Origin of the sequence: Streptomyces sp. SAI-127 (genome assembly GCF_029894425.1) — a bacterium.
Lineage (GTDB): Bacteria > Actinomycetota > Actinomycetes > Streptomycetales > Streptomycetaceae > Streptomyces.
The window spans coordinates 9,103,338-9,129,018 of sequence record NZ_JARXYJ010000001.1; the positions used below are offsets into that span (position 1 = coordinate 9,103,338).

Annotated in this window: 16 protein-coding genes; 3 read left to right on the plus strand and 13 right to left on the minus strand. The window is 70.5% G+C overall.

Features of this window, described 5'->3' with window-relative positions:
* Positions 1 to 33: 33 nt before the first annotated feature.
* Together M2157_RS41780 and M2157_RS41785 are read right to left on the minus strand one after the other, a co-directional pair.
* Positions 34 to 723, minus strand: a complete 690-nt coding sequence (locus M2157_RS41780; protein ID WP_280855946.1) for an HAD family phosphatase — start codon at positions 721 to 723, stop codon at positions 34 to 36.
* Between the two features lie 20 nt (positions 724 to 743).
* Positions 744 to 1,220: an Lrp/AsnC family transcriptional regulator gene (locus M2157_RS41785; protein WP_266524116.1), complete on the minus strand. Its 477-nt coding sequence runs from the start codon at positions 1,218 to 1,220 to the stop codon at positions 744 to 746.
* A gap of 210 nt (positions 1,221 to 1,430) precedes the next feature.
* Between M2157_RS41785 and M2157_RS41790 the strand changes: the two genes are divergently transcribed.
* Entirely contained in the window at positions 1,431 to 2,918 is a 1,488-nt protein-coding gene (locus tag M2157_RS41790; RefSeq protein WP_280867772.1) for an FUSC family protein, read from the plus strand.
* A gap of 113 nt (positions 2,919 to 3,031) precedes the next feature.
* Complete coding sequence (locus M2157_RS41795) at positions 3,032 to 4,063, plus strand: lactonase family protein (RefSeq protein ID WP_280855943.1); 1,032 nt, start codon at positions 3,032 to 3,034, stop codon at positions 4,061 to 4,063.
* Positions 4,064 to 4,143: 80 nt separating this feature from the next.
* Here the strand turns inward: M2157_RS41795 and M2157_RS41800 are convergent, their stop codons facing one another.
* Together M2157_RS41800 and M2157_RS41805 are read right to left on the minus strand one after the other, a co-directional pair.
* Complete coding sequence (locus tag M2157_RS41800) at positions 4,144 to 5,067, minus strand: hypothetical protein (protein ID WP_280855942.1); 924 nt, start codon at positions 5,065 to 5,067, stop codon at positions 4,144 to 4,146.
* Between the two features lie 95 nt (positions 5,068 to 5,162).
* A complete protein-coding gene (locus M2157_RS41805) occupies positions 5,163 to 6,155 on the minus strand; it encodes a BadF/BadG/BcrA/BcrD ATPase family protein (RefSeq protein ID WP_280867773.1) in 993 nt (330 codons plus the stop codon).
* A gap of 81 nt (positions 6,156 to 6,236) precedes the next feature.
* Here M2157_RS41805 and M2157_RS41810 point away from each other — a divergent pair, with 81 nt between their 5' ends.
* Positions 6,237 to 6,914: a uracil-DNA glycosylase gene (locus tag M2157_RS41810; protein ID WP_280855940.1), complete on the plus strand. Its 678-nt coding sequence runs from the start codon at positions 6,237 to 6,239 to the stop codon at positions 6,912 to 6,914.
* Between the two features lie 70 nt (positions 6,915 to 6,984).
* Here the strand turns inward: M2157_RS41810 and M2157_RS41815 are convergent, their stop codons facing one another.
* From M2157_RS41815 to M2157_RS41855, 9 genes are all read right to left on the minus strand, one after another.
* On the minus strand, positions 6,985 to 10,083 hold the full coding sequence (locus M2157_RS41815; protein WP_280867774.1) for an alpha-N-acetylglucosaminidase: 3,099 nt from the start codon (positions 10,081 to 10,083) through the stop codon (positions 6,985 to 6,987).
* 20 nt (positions 10,084 to 10,103) lie between these two features.
* On the minus strand, positions 10,104 to 11,009 hold the full coding sequence (locus M2157_RS41820; RefSeq protein ID WP_280867775.1) for a beta-glucosidase: 906 nt from the start codon (positions 11,007 to 11,009) through the stop codon (positions 10,104 to 10,106).
* Positions 11,006 to 11,950: a hypothetical protein gene (locus M2157_RS41825; RefSeq protein WP_280867776.1), complete on the minus strand. Its 945-nt coding sequence runs from the start codon at positions 11,948 to 11,950 to the stop codon at positions 11,006 to 11,008. The genes M2157_RS41820 and M2157_RS41825 overlap by 4 nt, the downstream gene beginning before the upstream one ends.
* A gap of 5 nt (positions 11,951 to 11,955) precedes the next feature.
* On the minus strand, positions 11,956 to 13,404 hold the full coding sequence (locus M2157_RS41830) for an alpha-L-fucosidase (protein WP_280867777.1): 1,449 nt from the start codon (positions 13,402 to 13,404) through the stop codon (positions 11,956 to 11,958).
* 11 nt (positions 13,405 to 13,415) lie between these two features.
* A complete protein-coding gene (locus M2157_RS41835; RefSeq protein WP_280867779.1) occupies positions 13,416 to 15,491 on the minus strand; it encodes a GDSL-type esterase/lipase family protein in 2,076 nt (691 codons plus the stop codon).
* A gap of 81 nt (positions 15,492 to 15,572) precedes the next feature.
* A complete protein-coding gene (locus M2157_RS41840; protein ID WP_280855934.1) occupies positions 15,573 to 16,763 on the minus strand; it encodes an SGNH/GDSL hydrolase family protein in 1,191 nt (396 codons plus the stop codon).
* A gap of 35 nt (positions 16,764 to 16,798) precedes the next feature.
* Positions 16,799 to 20,452: a beta-galactosidase gene (locus M2157_RS41845; RefSeq protein WP_280867780.1), complete on the minus strand. Its 3,654-nt coding sequence runs from the start codon at positions 20,450 to 20,452 to the stop codon at positions 16,799 to 16,801.
* The gene (locus M2157_RS41850; protein WP_280867781.1) at positions 20,449 to 22,317 is read right to left on the minus strand and encodes a DUF4091 domain-containing protein; all 1,869 of its coding nucleotides are present in this window, start codon (positions 22,315 to 22,317) and stop codon (positions 20,449 to 20,451) included. Before M2157_RS41850 ends, M2157_RS41845 begins: the two co-directional genes overlap by 4 nt.
* Positions 22,318 to 22,424: 107 nt before the next feature.
* Positions 22,425 to 25,397, minus strand: a complete 2,973-nt coding sequence (locus tag M2157_RS41855; protein ID WP_280868344.1) for a TIM-barrel domain-containing protein — start codon at positions 25,395 to 25,397, stop codon at positions 22,425 to 22,427.
* Positions 25,398 to 25,681: the final 284 nt, after the last annotated feature.

A 25,681-nucleotide genomic window follows, 5' to 3' on the forward strand; every position in this document is an offset into this window, starting at 1 on the left:
GGCTCGGCGGAGCCGGGGACGGGCGCTGCGCCGTCAGCTCCGGCTCCGCACCAGCCAGTCATGAGCCGCCCGTGCCGTGAACTCCTCCTGACCTCCCCGCAGGAGGAGACCGGCGCGGGTGAACTCCGGGGCGTCGGCCTGCGCCGCGACGTACGGGATCGCGATGCAGCGCATCCCGGCGGCGTGCGCGGCGGCGGCGCCCGGGGCGGCGTCCTCCAGGACCACACAGTCGGCCGGGTCGGCACCGAGCCGGCGGGCCGCCTCCAGGAAGACGTCCGGCGCGGGCTTGCCGTGGGCGACCTCGTCGGCCGAGACGGCCGTACGGAGATACGCGTCGAGGCCCGTCCCCGCCAGGATCGCGTCGATGGCCTGCGGAGAGGACCCCGAGGCCACCGCCATCGGCACGCCCTCGCCGGCGAGCAGCTCCACGAACTTGCGCATCTCGGGGTACGCGCGTGTGGCGGTGCGGGCCAGCTCCAGATAGCGCCGGTTCTTGTCCGCGAGGAGCTCCGGCACGGACGCCCGCAGCCGGTACAGCGACTTCCACCGCGTGACCGTCTCCTGCGTGCTGATCCCGACGTACCGCTCGTGGTCGGTCCAGGTGAAGTCCGGGACGCCGTGCTCGGCGAGGGTCTGCCGACCCGCTTCGTAGTAGTTCGGCTCGCTGTCCACGAGCGTTCCGTCGAGATCGAAGATGACCGATATGCCGCTGAGCCTGCTCATGGCCCCCAGGATGTCAAAGATCAACTCCGGGCAGCGCGCCCGACCGACTCCACCAGCGGCAGCAGCCGGTACGCGACCCGCTCCCGCAGCGCCACCTCGGTACGCGTCCGCACCACTCCCGGCAGGCTGATCACCTTCTGGATCACGTCCTCCAGATGCGCGTTGTCCCGCGCCACGACCCGCGTCAGCAGATCCCCGCCGCCCGCGATCGAGAACGCCTCGACGATCTCCGGCACGGCGGCCAGCGCGTCCCCCACGTCGTCGAGCCGCCCCTGGGTCACCTCGATGTGCACGAACGCCAGCACCGGATGACCGAGCGCGCCGGGCGACAGCGAGGGCCCCGTACCGGTGATCACGCCGTCCCGCTCCAGCCGGTCGAGCCGCGCCTGCAAGGTGCCCCGCGCGATGCCGAGAATCCGCGCGTACTCCCGCACGCTCGTCCGCGGCCGCTCCAGCAGCAGCCGGAGGATGCGGGTGTCGAGCTCGTCCACGGCCATGACGTACGGCCTCCTCGTCCCTGGTCCGTTGGCCCGCCGGTGGACGCTCCAGGACCGCTTTCACTGTGCCGATGGCCCAGCATATTCGACCTCACTTGAGCCGACAGCGGCGAGGATGCTGCAATGAGCCCGTCGATGGCGCTGCGGACCCCGCGGCGCCTTTTCCATGCCGGTGTCGAGCCGGTGTCCAGGACTTTCAGGGGGCGGTACGTGCTGAAGAGGGTGTTCATGGCGGCGGACCCGGGCCGGGCCCGGCTGCGCTTCGCCGCGCGGGCGGTGCTCGGCATCGGCCTCGCGGTCCTGGTGTGCGGCCTCGCGGGACACTCGCTTGCCGGTGCCGTCACCGGCGGCCTCGCCGCGCTGCTCGCCCTGTTCACCGTCACGGACGCCACCGTCAGCGGGCAGGCGCTCACCACCGCCCTGCTGCCCGCCGTCGGCCTGCCCGTCCTCGCCGCCGCGGCCGAGCTCCACGACCACCCCGTCGCCCGCGACCTCGTCCTTCTCGCCGTGGTCGGCGCGGGCGTGTACGCCCGGCGCTGGGGCCCGAGCGGGCACAGCCTCGGCGTCTTCGCGTTCATGACCTTCTTCGTGGCGCAGTTCCTGCACGCGACCACCGACCGACTGCCCGAGCTCTACGCCGCCGTCCTGCTGTCCGTGCTCACCGCCGCCGCCGTCCGCTTCGGCCTGTGGTGCTACGAGCGCCGGCTCCCCCCGGCCCCCGTGCCCGCCCCGCCCGCCGGGACCGGCCTGGCCCGCGCGACCACCCGCCAGGCGGTCCAGGCCATGGCCGGCGCGGGTTTCGCCCTCGTCGTCGGCCAGCTGATCTCCGGCCAGCGCTGGTACTGGGCCGTCGGCGCCACCTGGTGGATCTTCGTGAACACCACCTCGCGCGGCGAGACCCTGGTGCGCGGCTTCCGCCGGGTCCTCGGCACCGTGATCGGCATCGGCCTCGGCCTGCTCGTCGCCCTACCGCTGCACGGGGCGGCGGCGCCCACGGCCGCCCTGCTCGCCGTCTGCGTCTTCGGCATCTTCTACACGGCCGCCGTCTCGTACACGTGGATGATGCTCTGGGTCACGCTGCTCGCCGAGCTCCTCTACGGCCTTCTCGGCGTCCTGAACCCCGGACTGCTGGCCCTGCGGTTCGCGGAGACCGGCGTGGGCGCGGTCGGGGCCGTCCTCGCGGTGCTGTTCGTCCTGCCGATCACCACCCACGCGGTCACCGACGCCTGGATCCAGCGCGCCCTGCGCTGCGTCCACGCCTGCACCGCCGAGGCCGCGGCCCGCCTCGCGGGAGTTCCGGGCGCGGACCCGGCCGGCCGTGTGACCGAACTGGAGCAGCTGCTCGGCAGGGTCCGGCTCTCGGTGGCCCCGCTGGTCCACCCCCTCAACCCCATGCCGGCCCGCAAGCGCCGCGCCCGCCGCGTCCTCGCCCTCCTCGACGACTGCGCCCGGGAGATCCGGGGCCTGGTCACCGTCGCGGCCGACCCCGAGGCCTCGCACGACGCCCGCCTGACCGCCGCGTGCCGACGGGTGGAGGCCGCTGTGGAGTCCCTCACGGACGGCACGGACTTCCCGGTGGCGGACCGCCCCCTCGCCGAGGAACCCGCACTGGCCCATCTGCACGGACTGGAAAGGGCGCTCGCTGAGCTGGCCGCGCCCTTGCGCACGCCGACCGGCTCACCGCTGGTGGGAGCCTGAACCCACGCCGGCATGTCCGTGACGTCCCTGTGAAGGTGACCGAGGTTGGTCTAGACCGGTGCTGATCGACTGCTACCGTCGCCCCGGACGGCACCGACCGAGAGGGGACGACTGTGGCAGACGGCGACGGGCGGCGACGGGCCTACATCGGGTCCTTCACGGCGGCGGGAGGCCCCGGCATCGTGACGGCGGCGGTGGCCCCGGACACGGGTGCGTTGAAGGTGCTGAGCGGCCTGAACGGCGTACCCGATCCGTCGTATCTGGCCCTGTCGGCCCGCGGGGACATGCTGTACACGGTCAGCGAGACGGCCCAGGGCGCGGTGGCCGCGTACCGGGTGAACGGCGACCGGCCCGAGCCGGCCGGCCCGCCGGTGCCGGTCGACGGGAACTCGCCCACGCACCTCGCCGTGCACGCCGGACACGTCCTGACCGCCAACTACGGCTCCGGCAGCGTCACCACCGTGCCGCTGCGCGCCGACGGCTCCCTCGCGGCTGCCCACTCCGGCGTGCTGCGCCACACCGGCTCGGGCCCGCACACGCCCCGCCAGCAGAGCCCGCACGCCCACCATGTGCAGCCCGACCCGAGCGGGCGGTGGATCGTCAGCGTCGACCTCGGCACGGACTCCGTGCGGGTGTGCACCCTGACGGACGGCGCGCTCGACGTGCACCGCGAGGTCGCCCTGCGCCCCGGCTCGGGCCCGCGTCACCTGGCCTTCCATCCCGACGGGACCCGTGCCTACGTCCTCAACGAACTCACCCCGACCCTCATCAGCTGCCGCTGGGACGCCGAGGAGGGCTCCCTGAAGCCCCTGAGGGAGATCCCGGTGCTGGCGGGCGCCCCGCAGGGCGACGCCTACCCGTCGGGCGTCGTCACGTCCCCCGACGGCCGTTTCGTGTGGACCGCCACCCGGGGCGAGGACGTCCTGTCCACGTTCGCCGTCGAGGGCGACGACCTGCGGCTGGTCGGCACGGTCATCTGCGGCGGCCGCTGGCCCAGGGCCCTCACGGAGTCCGGCGGATTCCTGTACGTGGCGAACGAGCGCTCCGGCGAGGTGACCTGGTTCGCCGTGGACCCGGCGACCGGCCTGCCCAGGTACGAGGGCTCGATCGAGGTCCCGGCCGCGTCCTGCGTGGTCTTCGACTGATCCACCGCCTGCCACACCGAAGGGCCCGCTCCGATGGATGGAGCGGGCCCTTTCGGTGACGCGGTCGCAGGGGGGGGCGCTCAGCGCACCGGTGCGCCCTGCGCCTGCTGCGGGGCGATGCCCAGCGCGGTCGTGTACTTGGCGAGGACGAGCTTGCCGATCGCCGGGTAGGGGCCGAGCGGCTCGGCGGCGGAGCAGCCGGCCTCCCTGGCCGCCTCCTCGATGACGGCGGGGTCGATCTCCGGCCCTATCAGATACGGCGCGAGCGCCAGCTGCTGCGAACCGGAGGACCGCAGCTGATCGGCGATGGACGCGATCGAGCCGTCCTGGTCGAGCGCCGCCGCCATCACCGGCACGGCGAGACGCGCGGCGAGCAGCATGCCGGTGATCCCGGCCGCCTGCACGGCCTCCTCGCCGCCCACCGCGCCCAGGATGATGCCGTCCGCGGCGGTCGTCACGGCGAACAGGCGAGCGCGGTCGGCGCGGGCCAGCCCGGCCTCCGACAGACGTACGTGCAGCGCCTCGGCGAGCAGCGGGTGCGGGCCCAGCACATCGGTGAGGTCGGCCGCGATCCGGCTGTCCATCACCGCCTGGCGGATCCTGCGCAGCAGCGCGCTGTCCGGACCGGCGAGCAGCGGCACCACGACGGCGACGGGGCCGTCGGGCTCCTTGACGTCCATCCCGGCGGCCTTGGCCTGCTCGTAACGGGCGGTGCGCTCCTCGGCGGCATGGGTCAGGACGGCCTGAAGCGTGGGGAACTCCGAGTCGTCCCCGTCGAGGTACCCGATCCGCGCGTCGAGGCCGGGGAGCTCGGAGCGGGCGATGCTCACGACCTCCTCGGCGAGGCTGCGCGTGGCGGCCGCGGGCGTGCCCGGAACCGCGAGGACGAGCGCGGGCGCGCCCTCGGGAGCCGCCAAAGGCTCGGGTCGGCGGTGCCGCCCGGGCTGGCGAGGTCGCGGCATTCGTACTGGCAGGCCGGACGCGGGCCCAGTGGGGGAGCTCATGGCGACGCATGTTACTGGTTTCCGGGGCTCCCCTGTTCGGGGAGGGTGCAGGTGAGCGGTATCCGTCCGGTTTTGTCTGATGAGTTACGTCCGCTTCAGCCCCTCTTTGGGGTCACGACGTACAACATCGACTCGTCGCTCGGAAGAGTGAGCGAGCCACACGCCAGATCTGAGGCGATCTGTACGGATCCCTCCAACGGTCCGCCCGCCGCCGCGACCTGCCGTGCGTGCGGCAGTCGCCGCTTCAGCTCCGCCTCCAGCGGTACGACGAGGGCGGCACCCATCCTGAACAAGCCACCGGTGAGGCTGACATACGCCTCGCCCTGAGCCGGACAGACCGCGGCCGTCGAGTCCGCCATGTGCCGGGCCGCCTCGCGCAGGATCCTCCCGGCGACCGGGTCGCTCCCGGCGCAGGCCGCCACTTGGGGCGCGAAGGAGGCGAGCACGGCGGGCCGGTCCGTACGCGGGTACACCCTGCCGGGCAGCTCCCGCACCGGTCCGAACGACTCCTCGGCCAGCGCCAGCAGAGCGGCCGAGCCCCCGGACCGCCCGTCGTGGGCCCGCAGCGCGGCCTCCAGCCCGGCCCGCCCGATCCACGCGCCGCCCCCGCAGTCGCCCAGCAGATGACCCCAGCCGTCCGCCCGGCGCCAGGACTCGAGGTCGGTGCCGATCGCGATGAGACCGGTACCGGCCGCGACGACCGCACCCGGGCGCGGACCGAGAGCGCCGGTGTACGCCGTCACCGCGTCCGCGACGAGCGCGACGGTCCGGACCCCGAACTCCCTTTCCAGCGCGCTGGGAAGCTCGGCCCGCAGCGCATCACCCAGGGTCGCGAGACCGGCCGCCCCGACGACGGCGGTGTCCAGTCCGGTCAATCCCGCCTCGGGCAGCAGCGCCCGGACCATGGGCGTCAGTTGCTCCATCAGGTGCCCCGGGTCGATCCCGCGCGCACCCGTCCGCACGGGCACCCGGGACTCCCGCGGGGCCGTGGTCCCCCGGCCGGGCGTGCCGACGACGACCCGCAGGCCGGAGCCGCCGGAGTCGACGGCGAGAAACCCTTCCCCCGTACCGGTCCCGTCAAGTGACAAGCTCCCCGCCTTCCCGGTGATGCGGCATCCATGTACGAGACTGTGCTTGGCCCCCGGTGCCTGCCAGTAGAGTGACACGCCGTGGCACCACGACCCTTGCACGAACTTGTTGAAGCAGGCTGGGCGAAGGCTCTCGAGCCTGCCGCCGAACGCATCGCCGCCATGGGGGACTTCCTCCGGGCCGAGATAGCGGCGGGCCGTACCTACCTGCCGGCCGGGGCGAATGTCCTGCGGGCCTTCCAGCAGCCCTTCGACGACGTCCGCGTTCTGATCGTCGGTCAGGACCCGTACCCGACGCCGGGGATGGCGATCGGGTTGAGTTTCGCGGTCTCGCCCGAGGTGCGTTCCCTGCCGGGCAGCCTGGAGAACATCTTCCGGGAGATGCACTCCGACCTGGGGCTGGCCCGGCCGTCGAACGGCGATCTGACGCCGTGGGCCGAACAGGGTGTGCTGCTGCTCAACAGGGCGTTGACGACGGCCCCGCGCAAGCCGGGCGCGCACCGCGGCCAGGGCTGGGAGGAGGTCACCGAGCAGGCCATCCGGGCGCTTGCCGCTCGAGGGAAGCCGCTGGTATCGATCCTGTGGGGGCGCGACGCGCGTAATCTGCGGCCTCTCCTGGGGGACCTTCCGGCAATTGAGTCCGCTCATCCCTCGCCGATGTCGGCGGACCGCGGATTCTTCGGCTCGCGTCCGTTCAGCCGGGCCAACGATCTGCTGCTGCGGCAGGGCGCCCAGCCGGTGGACTGGCGACTGCCGTAGGCCCCCTCCACCGCGCGGTGGAAGGGGCCGGGCCGCTGTCTCGTGACCGCGGGCGTCGCGGTCACCGCGATCAGGCCACCGTGAATCCGTCGAACGTGGCGATGCCCCGTCCGTCGGTCCAGCCGTTGGCCGCGGTCATGAAGACCCCGACGTCCTGTGCGGCGGCCGCGCCTCCCGGCGTGGCAGTGCCCACCGTCGTCCAGTTGACGCCGTCCGTGCTGGCCTCACCGGTGTACGAGGAGCCGGACCGGGTCAGCCGCAGCCGCACCGGCGCGGTGAAGGAGCCCGACAGTTCGATCGAGTCGAAACGGCCGTCACCGTCCGCGTCCCAGCTCAACGCGCAGCCGTTGGACGGTGTGATCGCCAGGTTCACATAGCCCGCGGTCCCCTGCGTGCCCAGGTCGTTGCGGACGATGAGGCCCGCCCGTGCCCAGCCCCCGGACGCGTCCTGGGACGTGACCGTGACCTGGGCCACCGTCCCGTCGCCGTACGCGCCCGCCCGGTACACCGCCCCGAACTCGTTGGTGGCGCCCCACAGGTCGGCCCCCGCGCCCTCGACGGCGATCTCGTCGCCGGCCTGGCCGAACACCGCGTCGTTGAAGGAGACCGTGCGGTACGGGTCGCCGACCCCGGCCGCGGCCATCAGCCGTACCGGCGCCACCACCTTTCCGCCACCCGCGTACACCGCCGCCGCGACGACCCGGCCGACCAGTTCCGTGGGCGCACCCGCCAGAGAGACCTCGAAGCGAGCGGCGAAGGTTTCGCCGGATGCCACCGACGCCGTGCCCACCGGATCGAGCGGCTTCACCGTCATGCCCTCGGGGGCGGTGACGGAGAGGGTCACGCCGCGGGCCGCCGTGAACCCGTTCCTGTTGGTGAACGTGACCGTCACCGTCGCGGGCGTGCCCTCGGCCACCGCTCCCCGGTCGACACCCGCCGTGAGGGCCGCCTGGTAGGGAGTGGCGGTGAGCAGGTCGCGCACGCTGCGGGCCAGGGCGTACGGGGAGCCGTGGGGATCGGTCGGGTACGTCTCGTGCGCGTGTGCCCAGCGGTCCTCCAGGGCGAACCAGTCGATCGTCGACGGGTCCTTTCCCGTGGTGAGCGCGTCGAAGTACGTCTGCCAGCGGGTGCGGTACAGGCCGCCGACCAGTCCGGACCACTCCCGGTTCGCATAGTCGTGCAGGCCTTCTTCGCTGCTTTGGCGTCCGCCCCAGGTGGTGATGAGGGAGCGGACGTCGTATTCGAGGCGGTCCTTCTCGGCCCGGTCCACGCCCCAGGAGCGCGCGTCGGCGAGCCATCGCCCGAGCAGATGCGGGCCGGAGGTCGCCAGCAGGTCGTCGAGGAGGTCCATCCAGCCCAGCCAGGTCTTGGTCAGCTTGCCGAACAGGGCCTTGTCCCCGGCATCGTGCGCCGCCTTGATCTGCGGCAGCAGGACCCGGCTGCGGTTGGACAGGACCTGCCGGGCCACGTCGACGACGTCGTACCGGTAGGCCGAGCTGCCCCTCAACCCCGGTTGTACCGCGAGGAGTTCGGTGAGTGCGGTATCGAAGGCCGTGGTGTCGTAGCGGTCCTTCTCCGGCCCCCAGGCGGCGGCCTTGTTCGCCGTCAGGCTCGGACGGGCGCCGAACAGGCCGTCGGGTGCCTCGCTCCAGGAGTCCGCGCGAGACATGTTGTACGCGGTGTCGCGGATCGTCTGCCAGGCCGCGGCCGCGTGCCGGTCGGGGCCGCCGTAGCGGGACAGGGCGTACGCGGCGAACCAGTCGTCGAGGTCCACGGTGCCGGGCGTCCAGGCCAGGTCGGTGAGGAGGGCGAGCGCGGGCGCGTTGTTGTCCGCTCCCTCGGGCATCGCCGCGATACCGGCGAGCGCACTGTCCTTCTTGTCACGCCACTTGGGGTACTGCTCCACCCAGTCCGGGGCGTTGGCGCCGATCGGGGTGTGGCCGCCGAAGTTCCAGATGCTGCCGAAGGCGTACGGGGTGCCGCCCCAGTCGCTCTCCCGGTCCGTGACGGTGGTGTAGCGGTCCGACAGGCCGTCCACGATCAGCATCCGGCTCTTGTCGACTCCGTCCAGCAGTTCCTTGGCCGGGTTGTTCTGCCAGCCGAGGATCGCCCAGACGGCGCCCGGGTGGGCCTTCTGCAGTGCCGCCTCGACGGCCCCCGCGGCCTCGCCCACCGGCACGTCACCGGCGTTGCCGCCCTCGTGCAGCAGGTCCATCTTGTACATCGTGCTCTCGCCGAGCCGTTCCTTCTGGGCACGGTAGAAAGTGGCGGCCACGTCCTCGAAGGCCGTGGTGCGCGGGTCGAGCCAGTCGGGGCGTTTGAAGGCGCCCCAGGAGCCCTGCGCCACCACGGTCGCGTCGCCGCCGTGCTTGGCGGGGAAGTCGTCCGGGACGCTGCCGTAGTAGCCCGGCAGAACCGGCTTCATGCCCAGTTCACGGATCCGGTCGACGATCTTCTCGGCGAGCACGGCACGCTTCTCGATGAGCTGCCGGGACACGGGCCCGCCGAAGCCCGACATGTTCTGCAGCAGCCACCAGGGCTGGTGGGCCGGGGCCGGGATCCAGGCGCGCATCTCGGCGTCGGTGTAGCCGAACTGACGGAACGTGTCGTAGTAGACGGCGTCGCCACCGATGTAGACGAGGACCCGGTTGACCCCGTGCACGGCCAGCACGTCCAACTCGTACTGCCAGGCGTCCCAGTCGCGGTAGGCGCCGGTGTATCCCTCGTTGGTGTCGTTGAAGGCGAAGCGGTGCGGCACGTTGGCCGTTCCCGTGATCTCCGTGGCGGGCGCCGGGAGGGTCCGCGGCAGGTTCAACTGCTCGCCGGTCCAGGAGACGGAGGCGTGCGCGGTCCGCCTCAGGTAGGTGTGGAGGCCCGCGAGCAGCACGGCGGGGCTGGTGCCCTCCACCGTGATCTGCCCGGCCCGGCCGGTGACCCGGAAGCGGTCGGTGACGTCCTTGACGGCCCGCAGGATGAGTTGCTGGTAGTGGTCGGGAAGCAGACGCTTCAGCGCGGCCGCGGCGGGCGCGGTGTCGAACAGGGCGCCGTCGGCCGCGTACGCGTTCTGCGGCAGGGGCAGCAGCGCGGCGCCGCCCAGCGCCACCGCGCCCGTGAGGATCTGTCTGCGGGTGACGCCTGGGAGGTCGAGGTCACCTCGGTTGTCGTGCATGAACGTCCTTCCGGCCGAGCTCAGTTGATCGTCGTGATCGTCATGGCGAAGATGTGCAGGGCGGGGGCGCCCGCTTGGACGCCGTCGCTGACCTTGGGCAGGACCACGGAACGCAGTTCCTTCCCGGCTGTCAGATCGACGCCGAAGGTGAACAGGCTGACGGGGTTGTCGTCACGGCCGGAGCTGATGTGGCGGTAGGGCAGCACCACCGCGGCGGAGGCGTTCGCGCCGTACCAGTCGGGGACGGCGACCGAGAACGCCTGCTCGGTGCCGTCGGCGTAGACGACCTTCCCGTCACCCTTGCCGTCGCCCCACGTGCTGGTGCCGAGGAAGGACAACCGGGAACCGGAACCGGACAACAGCACGGTCTGGCCGTAGGAGATGACGTTGTCGTTGCTCCCGGGCCGGGTGTCCGGCCAGGTGAAGGGCACCCCGTCGTAGGTGACCGTGGCACCCGGGGTCAGCCCCACCGACGCCAGCGCCTCGGCGGACAGGCTGGAGTTCGAGCCGTCGATGTTCGCGACGGTGAGGGCGTCCTCGGTGGAGATCCCCGCGTTGTCGAAGGCCTTCGGCAACGAGCGGTACGGCAGCAGGGCCGAGGAGGTGGTGCGAGTGCAGTCGGAGCCGTGCGGGTGCACGTCGAAGAGGGCGTGCGCGGTGAACACGACCCGGCCCTCGGCCTCGGCGGCGAGCCGGGTCCGCCAGGTGCGGGTCACCGACCGTCCGGGCGCGAGATCGCCCAGGCCGTCCTGTTCGGCGGAGTCGTCCACGGCGAGATAGAGCACGGTGCTGCGCAGCGCGATCCTGGTGGAGTTGGTGAGGGTGGCCGTCAGGGTCACGGTCTTGCCGGCCTCGGGTGCGGCCGGCGTGACGGTGAGCGAGACGGGAGGCGAGAGGAAGTCCTCCTCGGGACGGTAGGCGGTCACGACGCCTCCACGGTGAAGTGGTCGAACACGGCCTGGACCGTCGTGCCGGGATAGTTGAGGTTCACGGCGCTCGCCACCACACCCGCGTCCAGGGCGCCGCTCGCGGAGGGCACGGTCGCGCTCGCGATCTCGTTCCAGGAAAGACCGTTGTTGGTACTGGTGTACGCGGTGCACGTCGTGCCGTCACGGTCCAGGCGCAGCCAGGCGGGATGGGTGGAAGCGCCGCCGCCGGCCCAGGTGTCGAGGTGTCCGTCGCCGTCGCTGTCGGTCATGAACTCCACGCCGTACGACTTCGACATGGTGAGTACGGCGTAGCCGCCCTTCTCCGGCGCGGTCAGGTCGTTGGCGACGGCGATGCCGTACTTCGCGGTGGGGTTGTCGCTGCCGGTGAGGCTGACCGTCTCGACCTGCACCACGCTCGACTCGGCGGCGGAGCCGGGAAGGAGGATGCCTGCCTTCTCGTCGGTGCCTCCGGAGAAGTCGCGGCCTCCCGCCCAGATCACCAACTGGCTGCCGTACTGCCCGAACTTCGCGTCGTCGGTCGTGGCGAACGTCCGGTAAGGGTCCCGCACCTCGTTGGGCTCGTAGGGCACGGTGAACGTCTTCGCGGACCGCGCGCAGTCGCTGCTGTGCTCGTCGACGTCGAAGACCACGTGCGCGGTGAACGACACGTCCCCGGCCACGTCGGCCGGGATCGCCGTCTCCCAGCGCCGGGTTGTCTTCGCGCCGGGCCGCAGGTCGCCGAGCGGGATGGTCTTCGCCGCCGTGGTGGCCCGGGGGTTGATCAGATGGAGCACGGCGTTGAGGAGGGGGAAAGGACAGTCGTTGGTGAGGACCGCCGTGGCGGTGACCGTGTCACCGCCCGCCGGCTCGGCCGGCTGCGAGGTGACGGTGAGGGTGGGGCCCAGGGCGTCGAACTGGGTACCGTTGCTGATTCCCATGCCGCTCACCGGGCCCAGTCGACGGTGAAGACGTTGGCGATGTCGCTGGGCAGGGAGGACGGGACGGTGATGTTGATCTTTCCGTCGCCGCGGGTCCACCGCAGACTGCCGCTCGTGCCGAGCAGCCGAACCCGGGACGTGGCGCTGATGGGGATGTCACCCGGCACCGAGAGGGTGCCGCTGGGCTTGCCCAGCACGATGATGTTGAACTTGCCGGGGGAGACGGTGTAGCGGATGCCGAGCGCACTGCCCTCCTCCTCCGCCCGCACCCAGGGTGTCGACCCGTAGATCGCGGGGCCGTTGACGTTCAGCCAGGCGCCGATGTCCTTCAGCCGTTCCTGCATGATCTCGGGGATCGTGCCGTCCGGCTTGGGACCGATGTTGAGCAGCAGATTGCCGTTCTTGCTGACCACGTCGGCGAGCAGCCGGATCAGGAACTCGGAGGTCTTGTAGTCCTCGTCCGGCTCGTGCTTGTTGTAGCCCCAGGAGTAGCCGATGGTCATGCAGCACTCCCACTTCTGCGGGTCCATCGTGGGGTTGGTGCGCTGCTCGTACGTCGCGAAGTCGAAGTGGGTGTCGAACCGGTCGTTGATCACGACACCCTTGGGGTACTTACGGTTCTTGGCCTGGTTGTAGTAGTGCGCCATGGGTTCTTCGCTGCGCCACGGCGGGTTGCCGGTGGGCCGGAACCACTGGCCGTCGGCCCAGAGCAGCTCCGGGTCGTAACGGTCGATGATCTCGTACAGCTGCTTGAGCTCGTAGTCGCCGACGTAGTCCTGGACCGGCTTGTAGCCGGTCATCGGAATCTCCTCGTCGGTGTAGAAGTTGCGCATCGGCCGGCCGATCGCCGGGTTGAAGAACTCGCCGAGCGAGTAGTACAGGCCCGGCCGCACGGTGCCGCGCCTGCGGGCCGCGGTCATCAGCTCACCGACCAGGTCACGCTTCGGGCCGTACGCCACGGAGTGACGGTCCGTCACCTGGCTCGGGTAGAGGGCGAATCCGTCGTGGTGCTTGCTGGTCAGCGCGAAGTACTCGGCGCCCGCCTGCTCGAACAGCTTCACCCAGGCGTCGGGATCGTACTTCTCGGCCTTGAACTGCGGGATGAGATCGTCGTAGGTGACGTTCTCGCCGTACGTGTCGCGGTGGTACTTCCACTCGGCGGTGTCCTTGGTGCTCTGGTACCACAGGTACCACTCCGAGGCGCTTCTCGGTGTCGCGCCGCCGATCACCGAGTAGATGCCCCAGTGGACGAAGATGCCGAACTTGGCGTCCTTGTACCAGCGCGGCAGCGGGTGGGTGTCGAGGGAGGCCTTGGTGGGCTGGTAGTCGGGGATGCCCGGGACTCCGGACGAAGTGCCCTGGCTGAGTGCCTGGGCGGTGCCGGGCGGGGCGAGCAGCACCGCGCCACCGAGGGCGGCCGCGGTGGTCATGAAGTGTCTGCGGTCGACTGCCATGAATGTGCCTCTCAGCTGTGCGTGGAGAAGGAGTCGAAGAGTGCGGTCGTGATCTGGCCGGGGTAGTCGAGGTTGACGGCGCTCGCGACCAGACCGGCGTCGCCCGTGCCGCTCGCGGACGGCACGGTGGCGGTGGCGACCTGTTGCCAGGCGGTGCCGTCGGAACTGGCGTACGCGGTGTAGGCGGTGCCGTCGCGGACGAGCTTCAGCCAGGCGGGGTGGTACGAACTGCCGCCCCCGGCCCAGGTGTCGAGCTTCCCGTCACCGTCGCTGTCGGTCAGGAACTCCAGTCCGAACTGCGCGGACATGGTGAGCACCGCGTAGCCGCCCGCCTCCAGCGCGGTGAAGTCGTTGGCCACGGCGATCCCCGCCTTGGCGGACGGGCCGCTGCCGGTCTGACCGACGACCCGGGCGGTCACCGTGCCGGACGGTGGCGCGGCGTCGGCGAGATAGACGGCCGCCTTCTCGTCCTTCCAGCCGGACAGGTCCTGGCCGCCCGCCCAGATGGCGAACTGGTCGCCGTTCTGGGCGTATTGGGCCTGCTCGGTGGTGGTGGAGGCCGTCAGATACGGCGCCCGCACCTCGGACGGAGCGGGGGTCACCGTGGCGTCCACGCTGTCGGAGTCGCGCCGGGTGCGACCGTCCTGGACGAAGGAGGTGCGTACGCCGATCTCGTGGGTGCCCCAGGTCGCGTCGGCCGCCGGGGTCACCGTCCAGATGACTTTGGCGCTGTCGCCCGGCGCGAGAGAGAGGGGCCGCGTGCTGCCGGCCGGTTCGGCGGACCAGCCGTCCGGGAGATCGAGGCGAGTGCTGACCTGAGTGACTGTCGCGGGACCGGTGTTGGTGACGGTCGACGTGATCTCCGTGCCGTCGCCGCCGGCTTGCACGGTCGGCCGGTACGGGGTGAGACGGACGCGGGCCGAGGGGCAGTCACGGGCCACCCGCAGCCCGGCGAGGTCGACCGCGTCGGCGAACGCCTTCATCCCGGTGTCGTTGGGGTGCAGATGGTCACCGGAGTCGAACGCGGCGCCGTAGCGAGTGGGGTCGTCCGGGTCCCGCACCGCCTTGTCGAAGTCGGCGTAGCCGTCGAAGACGCCACCCTCGCGTACGAACGTGTTGACCTTCTGCCGGTCGGCCTCCTTGGCCTCGGTCCACCAGTCGCCCCAGCCGCGATACGGCACGACCGTCGCGCCGATCACGCGCAGTCCGCGTTCGTGGGCGCGGCGCACGATCTCCTTCATGCCGTCGATCACCTGATCGCCGGTGGCGCCGCCCCAGCTGAGGTCGTTGACCCCCTCGAACAGGACCACCGTCCGGGCGCCCGGCTGCGACAGCACGTCGCGTTCCAGCCGGTCCAGTGCCGACGGGTTGCCGTCGACACCGGCCGTGATCCGGTTGCCGCTGATGCCCTCGTTCAGCACCCCGGCGGTGGTCGTGCAGGCCGACAGCCGGCCCGCCAGGTAGTCGGGCCAGCGCCGGTTGGCGTTGGAGGTGGAGGCCGCGCCGTCGGTGATGGAGTCGCCGAGCGCGACCACCGAGCCCGCCGCGTTTCCGCCCTGGACGTCGACGCCGGTCAGGAACGGGAAGGTGGAGTCGGTCTTGGTGAAGGCGTCCCCGTCGGCGTCCGCGGCGTGGTCGCCGCCGCCGTCGGGCGTCCAGTAGACGGTCTGGAGGCCCATCCAGTGCTGGCTGATGTGGGTGAGCCGGCCGGGGAAGTACAGGCTGACGACCAGGTCGCTGCGGGCGGGCACGGTGAGTTGGACCTGATCGCTGGCCGCCTGCTCGCCGGCCGCGATCGTCACCCCACTCTTCCCGCCGAACCGCAGCTTCTGCGGCTTCGTGACGGCGGAACCGCCATCCCGAAGTCCGACGGTCGCGTGACCGATGGTCACCGGCTCGGTGGTGAAGTCGTTGGTCAGGCGGATGCGCACGCTCGACCCGCCCGCGCTCACCCGTACCGGAATCCGCACGGTCACCTCCGAGGTGCCCGGGTCGTACGCGGCGTGCTGGGCGGTCGCCCACGTCCCCGTCCACCCCGGCTGCGCCGTCTCGGCCGCGGCGGGCGCCGCCGGAAGCAGGGATGCCACGGTGGCAGCCAACGCCGTGGACAGGACTGCGAATCTTCGGTGCCCCCGCCGGTGTTCAAGCCGTCCAGTCACGGTTCCTCCTCAGGAACAGCCGCGGCCGAGGCCGAGCTCGCTCAGGTCTATGGAGTCGGCGAATGCCTTCATCCCGGCATCGTTGGGGTGCAGATGGTCACCGGAGTCGTACGCCGCGCCCAGCCGCCGTGGATCCGCCGGGTCCCGGACCGCCCGGTCGAAGTCGGCGTAGTCGTCGAAGACCCCGCGGGAGTCCCGGACGAACGCGTTGACCTGCTGCCGCCGCGCCTCCGTCTCCTCGCTCCAACCGCCCCAGGTGAAGTCCTTGTACGGGGTGATCGTGGCGCCGACGACCCGCATCCCGCGCTGGTGCGCCCGGTCGGCGATCTCCGTCATCCCGGCGATGATCTGTTCGGCACTCGCCCCGCCGAGATCGTTGATCCCCTCGAAGAGGATCAGCGTCCTGGCGCCCGGCTGGGAGAGCACATCGCGTTCGAGCCGGTCGAGGGCCGAGGGGTTGGTCTCGGTCCCGGCGGTGATCCGGTTGCTGGTGATGCCCGCGTTGAGCACCCCTGCGCCGGGCAGGCAGGCGTTCAGCCGGGCGGAGAGCAGGTCGGGCCAGCGCTGGTTGGTGTCGGCCGTCGAGTAGGACCCGTCGGTGATCGAGTCGCCGAGCGCCACCACCGCCCCGGTCCTCGGCGCGGTCACGTCGACGCCGCTGAGGAACGGCCAGCTCGTGGTGGTCCAGGTGTAGGCGTCGCCGGTGGTGTCGGCCGTGTGGTCGCCCGCACCGTAGTCCGTCCAGTACACGGTCTGCTGTGCCCACCAGTGATCGGTGATGTGCGTGACCGGACCGGGCAGATGGAGACTGACGACCAGGTCGGCCAGGGCCGGCACGGCGAGTCCGACCGGATCGCTGACCGCCTGGCCGCCCGCGGGGACGGTGACCGCGCGCTTGCCGCCGAACCGCAGGTCGTAGGGACGGGCCACGGCGGAACCGCCGTCGCGCAGGCCCACGGTCGCGTGCCCGATCGTCACCGGGTCGGTGGCGTAGGCGTTGGTCAGCCGGATGCGCACGGATGAACCGCCGACGCTGATGTGCACCGGCATCCGTACCGTCACCTCGGACATCCCCGAGACCTCGTAGTGCTCACTGGCCGCCGTCGCCCAGGTCCCCGTCCAGCCGCGCCGGTCGTCCTGCTGACCGGCGCCGGCGGGCACAGCGGTACCGGCCATGACGGCCGAGACGGTCAGCAGCAACGCAAAGAGCCTGCCGCGTATCGCCGGCACGATCATCAGGCACCGCCGCCGCAGGTCAGCCTGGCGTCGGCCCAGTCGGCGTGGTCCGAGGAAACATCGCCGTCCCCGTCGACCGACAGGTCCAGCCAGCGGGCGCCGGTCACGTCCACGTCGATGCCGCTGCCGCCGTCGGAGCCCCGCACCACCGGGGTTGTCGTGAGCGAACGGCCGTCGGCGATCACCTGGAAGGAGACACTGCCGCCGTCGCCGACCTCGTCGTCCACCCCGGCGGTCGCGGTGAAGCGGGTGCAGCCACCTCCGAGATAGACCCGGACCTGGCTGTTCGCGTGCACGCCGAGGCCCTTGGTGTACGTGGTGCCGCCGATGCTCAGGGGACGACCGTCACCCGCCGCGTCCTCCCCGTTGGAGGAGTCCTTCTCCACCGGCCCCCAGCCGTTGACCGCCTTGACCAGGGCCAGGTCGCTCACATAGGCGTCGGCGGACAGCGCGGGCGGTGGCACCTGTACGGCGCGTACACCGGTGACGGTTCCCGGACGGCCGGGCTGGGTGAGCTTGGCGTTCGCGGACAGGACGGCGTAGTGCACGGGATCGCTGGGCGGGGTCACGGTGTAGTCCGCTGTCACCTTGTCGCCGGGCCGTACCCGGTCGAAGCGGGTCGGGTCGTCGGTGGTCGCGGTCCAGCCGTCCGGGACCTTCAGCGTCAGGCCGACGTTCGAGGCAGTCGGGGCGTCCTTCGGCACGCTGAGGGTGACGGGGACCTTGGTCGCGGTGCCGGTGCTCAGGAACGGCTCGGCATCGACGGTGACTTGAGCGCCCGCGACCGGCATGGCGTAGGTCTTGGCGTCGTACGAGGGCGCCGCCACCGTACCGACCTTGATCCCGCCCGCCGAGGCGCCGACGTCGACGAGCTTCACCGAACCCGGGCCGGCGCCGGCCTCGGTGGACCAGACGGCCAGGGCGATGGTGTTGCTGCCCTGCTCACGCAGGAGGCCCTTGGGGATGACGAACCGTGTCTGGGGTCCGGTGCCCGGCAGGTAGCGACCGATCAGCCAGCCGTTGACGAAGATCTCGGCGCGATAGCCGGTGCTGCCGCCTGGGGGTTCAGCCAGGTCCAGCGCGAGCCCGTTGTCCTGGCCCTGCGGCAGGTCGAGCGAGGCGGAGGTGCGGTACCAGCGCACCCCGGGCCCGGTCTTTGCGGTCTGCTGGGAGAGAGTGGTGCTCTGCCAGCTGCCGTCGGGGAGGCCCGGCAGCGACCAGCCGGCCCGCTCCCCGTACAGCCCGCCGTTGTTGTACGGCCCCCGGGCGGTGTCCACCGGGTCCTCGCCGCCCCGGTTGCCCTGGATCTTCCAGGTGAGGGTGGAGGCCCCGCCGATCACCTCGGCGGAGAGCAGACCGCGTGGCTCCTTGGAGTAGTCGTGGCCCCATTCCTCGTTGTGGCCCGCGTTCTCCACGAGGACGGAGAGGACGTTGTCCCCGCCGTCCGAACCGGACTTCAGCGTGCCCGCCGGGATGTCGAAGGTGTGCGCGCCGTCGCCGGAGCTGCCGAGATGGCGGCCGTTGAGCCACACCGCGTACTGGCCGGTGTTGCCGGTCTTGGCGTCGAGTGCGAGCGCGGTGGCGGCACCGGTGGTCTTGAACCGGCCGCGGTACCAGACGTTGCCGTGGTGGAAGCCGTACTCGTCCATGGCGAGGACCGGCAGCGAACCGGCAAGCGCCGCGTTGTTGGCGGTCAGGTGGTCGGCGGTGGTCCAGGTGGCGTCGTCGAAGCCGGGAGCGGACTCCGGCGCCTCCTCCTTGTACTTCCACGTCGTCAGCTTGGGCAGCTCGACGGGAAGCGGCGCCCGGGTGACGGCGACATCGCTGCCGTTCCAGGTCACCTTCTTGGCGTCCGCGATGACCTCGATCTTCGCGGCCTTGGTGGAGTCGCCGGTCAACTTCAGTGTCCCGTCGGCAAGTTCAGCCGTACGGACCAGGGACGGCCCGCGTACGAGAACCGGGCCCGCCGCGGTGTCCTGCCGCCACCAGTGGGCGGTCTCGGCGGTGTCGGCGATCAGCAGTTCCATGCCGTTCACCAGCACCCGGGCCAGGCCCTTGTGGGTGTAGTTCAGGCGCAGGTCACCGCGTTCGGCGTCCCAGGTGGTGGTGACGTCGCCGTCGAGGACGGTCACCTTGGGCCGCTCGGCGTACCGCAGCACGGTCTCGCCGGTTTCGCCTGCACGCCCGTACAGCAGCGCCACCTCGCGGTCGCCGATCTTGGCGTGCGTCATGATCTCCGAGGTGGAGTAGACGAGCCGCTGGTCCTCGCCCAAGTCGTAACCCGCGACGAGGAGTTTGGCGTCCCGACCGTCGATGGTGATCTCGCCCTGCTGCGGTACGCGCGGGTAGTCGCCGTCCGCACCCTTCAGCGACAAGGTGGTCTCGTCCTTGTCCTTCACACGGGTGTCGCCGTGCCGCACGGTGAAGAACTGCGTGCCGTCGTCGGGGTTGACGCGCCGGTCGATACGCAGGGCGTCGTCGGAAGGCGTGGGCGCTTCGGCCCTGTCGGTGCGCGCCAACGAGGTGACAGAGTTGACCATGTACCCGAGGCGCTTGAACTCCTGGTACTTGTCGGTCAGTTGGCGGGACTCGTTGATCGGGGCCCCGTAGTCGTACGACGTGTAGACCGCGTTGGGGTCGGCGAGCCAGCCCCAGTTGGTGCCGCCGTACGTCATGTAGAAGGACTGGCCGCTCACCCCGGCGGCGATGTTCATCTTGCTGAACACCCGGGTGAAGTCGGTGCCGGTCAGCTTCGCGCAGTCCTGGTAACCGGTGCCGCCCCACGGGTCGAAGGCGCCGCCCTGTGCCTCCGGGATGATCAGCGGGGACTCGGGCTTCCACTCGTTGACGTACGAATAGTCCGGGAGGTTCTTCCAGGTGTCCGGGTCCTTGCAGTCGAAGCCCTGCGGGTAGGCGTCGAAGCCGTAGATGTCCGGGGCGCCCTTGCCGCTCACCCAGTTCTGGTTGGCGCCACCGTCGTTGACGAAGGTGGGAACATCGATGCCGTCCTCCTTCGCCCAGTCGATGAGGGTCTGCATGTAGTCGGCGTCGTGGCGACCGCCCTGGTACTCGTTCTCGACCTGATACAAAATCACCGACCCTGTGCCACGGGTGAGTTGATGGCGCGCGATGATCGGGTTGATCCGGCTCATCCACTCCCGGGCCGCCTTCAGGTACTCCGGCTCGGAGGTACGGTTCACGCCGGCCTGTGTGGACCGCCAGGCGGGCATGCCGCCGCCGGAGACCTCCGCGTTGATGTACGGGCCCGGCCGGGCGATCACATACAGGCCCGCGCGCTCGGCCTCGTCCAGCAGCCGCTCCACGTCACGGGTGCCGGTGAAGTCGTACGACCCCGCCTTGGAGGAGTGGTAGCCCCAGTCGAAATACAGCGAGACGGCGTTGAATCCGCCCGCCTTGATCTTCTGCAGGACATCGCGCCACGCGTCGGGGCTGGGCAGCCGGAAGTAGTGGAACTCGGCGCCCCAGAGGTACAGGGGCTTGCCGTCGACCTGTACGGAATACTGGTCGTAGGTGACGGTGTGCCGCGCCGGGGTCTGCTGCTCCGCCTGGGCCGGTGTCGCGACACCCGCGCTGGTCAGGGACATGGCAGTCAGCGCTCCGGCAAGCAGCAGAGATCTCCACTTGCCCCTCATGACGTCAGCCCCTTCACGACTGCCGCCCGCGCGGTCTCGATGTCGCCCACGTCCTTCGTCCGGCCGTCGAGGTTCCGGGTCGCGGTGGTGAGGGCCTCGGTCAGGGCGTCGCTGTCGGTGCCGCCGTCCTTCTTCCGCAGCTGGGCGATGAGTTCGTAGTCCTCGATGCCCTCCTTCAGCTGCTCCCAGCGGATGCTGGACATCGGGCCGTCCTTGCCCGGGTAGACCAGGTACTCGTCGCCCTGCGTGAAGATGTGCACCGGCCGATTGAAGGGGTCGCTGGTCCAGCTGTTGTACGACCAGCGCAGGAAGCCGTCCAGATCCCGCTGGGCGGAGATCCAGGGCAGCATCCGCGACTCGACGGCGGGAGAGTAGGACAGGGTGTTGGGGTGGGCCGGAGCGCCGTACACGTAGAAGGTCGTGATCTTGCCGGCTTTGCGCCGCTCCTCCACTTTCTCCTTCGTCATCGCGTCGATGCCGCCCCAGTCGACGGACAGGTTGGACGCGACGCCTTCGGTGTTGATCGAACCTGCCACGGAGATGCGGTCGTCGAAGGCCGGCGCGACCTCGTGGACGAAGTTCTTGACGACGGTCATCGTGTCGATGGGCCGCTCGTCGAAGGACAGCCAGGTGTGGTCCAGCCAGCCCTTCGCCTTCACGTGCTTCTCGAAGGCGGGGAGGAAGGTTCCCCATGCCTGACGCCAGCGGTCGCCGCCCAGATCGACGTTCTCATAGACGGTCCTGCCGGTGGTGGTGTCGGTGTAGGTGAGGTGCTCCTGGTCCTGGAAGGCCAGCATGGAGAAGGCGCCGATGTCAGGCCCGAGACCGGCGCGTCTGGCGGTCTCGACGTACTTGTCCCAGCGGCTGAAGTCGAAGGAGAACGTCTTTCCGTTCCAGGTCCAGCCCACCATGCTGGTGTACGGCGTGGCGGTCTGTGACTCCCGGGTGCCGAGCGACCACTGGTGGTGCCAGGGGTTGTCGACGATGGTGGTGTTGATGACCTTCTGGCCGCGCGAGGCCAGGTCTCGGTCGTACTTGTCGATCAGCTTCCAGTGCTCGTCGGACCAGAGCCTGACGCCGTGGTTCTTGGCCATCGTCTCCGGCTGCGCCCACACGTCGAGGAAGAAGCTGTAGTCCTTCGGGTCGGGCACGCTCGCGTCGGCGACCTCGATGGTCAGCGGGTACGTGCTCTGGGTACGGCCGTCGGCGTTGACCTTCACCGCGCCGGTGTACGTGCCGGGCTTGGCCCCCTCGGGGATGTGGAAGGTGAACCACAGCGGTTGCGCCGCGTACGCGGGTACGTCGACCGAGGACCCCTCCGCCAGCGGGTCGCCGACCACATCGGGGTTACGGTCGCCGGACACCTCCTTCCCGGAGCTGACCTGGTCGATGGTGGCCGACCAGTCGACCTCGCTCTTGGAACGCTGCACGGGCACGTACTTGACGAACCGGAGCTGGGTGTCGGCACCGGACAGCTTCGCGCCGCCGGGCCCGGTCAGGTCGCCGACCACGGCCTTGACGTCGTCGAGATTGTGGCCGGAGGCGATCGCCAGCTGCGCCGAGACCTGCTCGTTGCGCACTGCGGAGAGCTTGAGCTCCTTGGTGTCCTTGCCCTGGATGGGGGTCATCGGATAACGCGGGACCCGCTCCTCCGCGGAACCGGCGAAGGAGCCGGTGGGGACCCAGGTGATGGTGTCTCTGGTACCCATGGCGTCGGCGACCTTGACGGTCAGCCAGGTGGTGGTGGCCTTGGAATTGAGGTCGGTGCCGGTGGTCGCCGTACCGGTGACGGCGATCGCGGTGGTGCTTGCGGCCACGACGACGCCGGCGACGAAGCCGGCGGCAACTGAGGATGTACGTGCCATGGGGATGGGGTCCCTCTCTCACGGCTGTGCAGGGAGTGGTCCCCGGCAGGCCCCATGGGGGCGGTGGGCCTGCCGGGAAACCGGGGGATGCAGGTGATACCGGCGTGTCAGGAGGTGACGGTGAATCCGCTGAAGACGGCTTCGATGTCCTCGCCGGGGTAGTTGACGTTGGCCGCGCTGGCGACCATCCCGGCGTCTTCGGTGCCGGCGGCCGACGGCACCTGGGCGGTACCGACCTGCGACCAGGCCTGGCCGTCCTTGCTGGCGTACGCCGTGTAGGTGGCGCCGTCCCGGGTCAGCTTGAGATACGCCGGGTGGTAGGTGGCGCCGCCGCCCGCCCAGGTGTCGAGCTTCCCGTCGCCGTCGCTGTCGGTCATGAACTCCAGGCCGTAGCTCTGGGTCATGACCAGCACCGCGTAACCGCCCTGCTCGGGTGCGGTCAGGTCGTTGGCGAGGGCGATGCCCGCCTTGCCGACCGGTGAGGCGCTGTTCTGGGAGACCAACTGGGCGTGCACGGTGGCCTTCTCGCCGGCTGCGTCGTCGCGGTAGATGACGCCCTTCTCGTCCTTCCAGCCGGACAGGTCCTGGCCGCCGGCCCAGATGGCGAACTGGTCACCGGCCTGGGCGTACTGGGGATCCTCGGAGGTGGTGTCGGTCGTCAGGTACGGCGCCTGCACGCTGCTGGGAGCGGCCTTCACCTGTGCCTGCACGGTGTCCGACACCCTCTGCGACCCGTTGGATCCGTTGTAGGTGGCGGTGCCGGTGAGGTCGTGGCTGCCCCAGCGGGCGTCCTCGGCCGGGGTCACCGTCCAGGTGGTGGTGAGTGTGGCGCCGTTCTTGAGGTAGTCCGCGGTGGTCGGACCGGTCGACTTGGCACTCCAGCCATCAGGCAGGTCCAGGGCCGCCTTGACGCTCCTGAGGGTCCCGGTGCTCCAGTTGGTCACCTCGGTGGTCACCTGGAACGGCTTGCCCGCGTCGGTGGCCGGGGCGTCCGGAGTGATCAGGACGGAGGCGGCCGGAGCGTCGACGCGCTTGAGCGCCTTGATGGCCTTGTCCGCGCCCTCGGCCTTGATGTTGACGAAGGCCGGGGTGACGCCGAGCGGCGCCGCGTACCCCTTGAGGGTCTGGGGACCGCGGATCACCGTGCCCTGGTTCACGTCGTACCAGGTGCCCGGCGGCAGATGGACGGAGCGTGTGGCTCCGGTGCTCAGCTTCGGTGCGGCCAGCACGGCCGGGCCGAGCATCCACTCGTCGGCGACCGTGTAACTCGCCTCGTCCTTCGGGAAGTCGAAGAACAGCGGCCGCATGATCGGATCGCCGGTCTTCAGGGTGCTCTGCACCTGGTCCCAGATATAGGGGGCGAGCTTCTCGTGCGTCTTGATCGCCTGCCGGTAGAGGTCGACCGTCTCCTGGTCGTAGTCCACCTTCTGTCCGGTGGTGGTGTCGTTGGTGTCCACCGGCGAGGTCGAGGCGTACATCAGCGGCATCAGCGAGGCGGATTGCGCCCACCGCACCAGTACGTCCTTCGTCGGCGCGGGCTGGCCGCCCGAGCCGCCGATCATGTCGGACTCGACGAACGGATAGCCGATCGTGGAGATGGCCAGGTTCTGGGAGGCCGAGGCGCGCAGGGAGTCCCAGCCGGTGCCCTTGTCGACCTGGCGGGTGACGAAGCCGGCCTCGTGGGCCGTCTTGTTCCAGTGCACCCGGATGCCGGCGCCCTGGAGGTCGAACTCGTCGGCGAGCTGCGTGCCGAGCTTCTGGTAGTCCGTGACCTGCGAGCCCTCGCGCGGCGCGCACCTCTCGTCGAAGAAGCGCGTGTCGAACTTCAGCCCGTCGATGTCGTACGTGTCCATGAGGGACTTGAGGTTGCCCTCGTACCAGGCCTTGGCCTCGGGGTTGGCCAGGTCGATGATCCCCGCCTCGCCGTTCCACCAGGTCACGTCACACGGCTTGGTCTTGTCCTTGGCGTCCATGAGCAGATAGCCGTGGTCGACCGCGTACTGGTAGTTGGCGGAGTCCAGGTTGATCCACAGGGTGACCCAGACGCCGAAGTCGAACCCCATGTCGTGGATCTTCTGGGAGAGACCCTTGGGATCGGGGAAGGTTTTCGGATCCCACGTCAGATTGCCGTAGTTCGACTCCCACTTGTCGTCGAGCTGGATGGTGTGCCCGTCCAGACCGTTGTCGTGGAGGTCGGTGGCGTAGTCGAGCAGTTTCTCCTGGTCGACCTTGGTGTAGAACTGCGCCCAGGAATTCCACAACGGCTTGGCGTACTGCTCGTACGGGGCGTCCGACTTGGTGGGCTTGCCGACGATGCCGATGTAGTCGCGGTAGACCTCCAGCGGCGTCGACTCGACGAACACGGTGGCCTTGTAGGTGTCGGGCGACTCGACGACGAAGCTGCCGAGGCCGTCCTTGCCCTTGTTGAGCGCCACGTCCATGACGTTCCCGGTGTCGACGCGCAGACCGGTCGACTTGGACGTGTACCAGAACGGGTCGATCATGTGGTACGACGCCGGGCCGAAGGTCGGATGGTCGACCTCGCCGGCGTCCAGCGGCCAGGGCTGGTCGGTGCCGGGACCGCCCTGCGGGGTCTCCGCCTCGCCGTGGCCGTACCAGTGGCCGGCCGACGACAGGTCGTAGGTGAGGCCCAACTGCGTCGGTGCGCCGCCTCGGACGTCCCAGTCGAGCTGGTAGCGGTCGGCGCCGGGGGTGATCCGGGCCTCCACCGTGGCGCCGTCGAGCGTGCTGTCGGCGGTGACGGTCAGGACGCCGTTCTTCCACGTCCAGTCGGTGACGCCCGTCGCGTGCTGCCAGGTGCCGTCGGCCGTGGTGAAGCGCAGGGCGCCGGTGTCGCCGGCTGTTGTGGCGAGCACGGTCTTCCCGGCGCGGCGTGTGGTCAGGGCGAGTTCGTCGGTGGCCACGTCGAGGGTGTAGCCGGGGGTGCCGGCGGAGGCCGGCACGGAGACCGTGACGGCGTTCGCGGTGCGGGTCACCTTCGGCCCCTCGGTGGTGGCGGTGGTGGGACGGGCGGCGGCCGTGGCCGCGGCGGTGGAGCCGGTGAGGGGCGCCATCAGCATGGCGGCGGTCAGTGCGGCAGCGAGCAACAGGCCGCCGGGACTGCTCAATCGGGCGTGCACTCGTGTCCTCCTGTCGGACAGGACGGTGGCTCAGGAGCGGCGGTGCGTGGTGCCGGTGGCGTGCGGAGCGCACGGTCACGAAGAAGCGCGGTGCCCGCCAGGGCTGCGGTCTGCTTGATTCTGCGTGCAGATGCAAGATTCGAAGCGATTTCGCACATGCTCTTGCGGGAATCGCCACCTGTCAACATGGGGGGCACAGGGCGTTACGAGTGCCCCCAGGGCGG

Excerpts from the sequence above, each read along its gene's own strand:
- M2157_RS41780 (WP_280855946.1), bottom strand. The coding sequence starts at position 723 with ATGAGCAGGCTCAGCGGCATATCGGTCATCTTCGATCTCGACGGAACG.
- M2157_RS41785 (WP_266524116.1), bottom strand. The coding sequence starts at position 1,220 with ATGGCCGTGGACGAGCTCGACACCCGCATCCTCCGGCTGCTGCTGGAG.
- M2157_RS41800 (WP_280855942.1), bottom strand. The coding sequence starts at position 5,067 with ATGAGCTCCCCCACTGGGCCCGCGTCCGGCCTGCCAGTACGAATGCCG.
- M2157_RS41815 (WP_280867774.1), bottom strand. The coding sequence starts at position 10,083 with ATGCACGACAACCGAGGTGACCTCGACCTCCCAGGCGTCACCCGCAGA.
- M2157_RS41825 (WP_280867776.1), bottom strand. The coding sequence starts at position 11,950 with ATGGGAATCAGCAACGGTACCCAGTTCGACGCCCTGGGCCCCACCCTC.
- M2157_RS41830 (WP_280867777.1), bottom strand. The coding sequence starts at position 13,404 with ATGGCAGTCGACCGCAGACACTTCATGACCACCGCGGCCGCCCTCGGT.
- M2157_RS41845 (WP_280867780.1), bottom strand. The coding sequence starts at position 20,452 with ATGAGGGGCAAGTGGAGATCTCTGCTGCTTGCCGGAGCGCTGACTGCC.
- M2157_RS41850 (WP_280867781.1), bottom strand. The coding sequence starts at position 22,317 with ATGGCACGTACATCCTCAGTTGCCGCCGGCTTCGTCGCCGGCGTCGTC.
- M2157_RS41855 (WP_280868344.1), bottom strand. The coding sequence starts at position 25,397 with ATGCTGATGGCGCCCCTCACCGGCTCCACCGCCGCGGCCACGGCCGCC.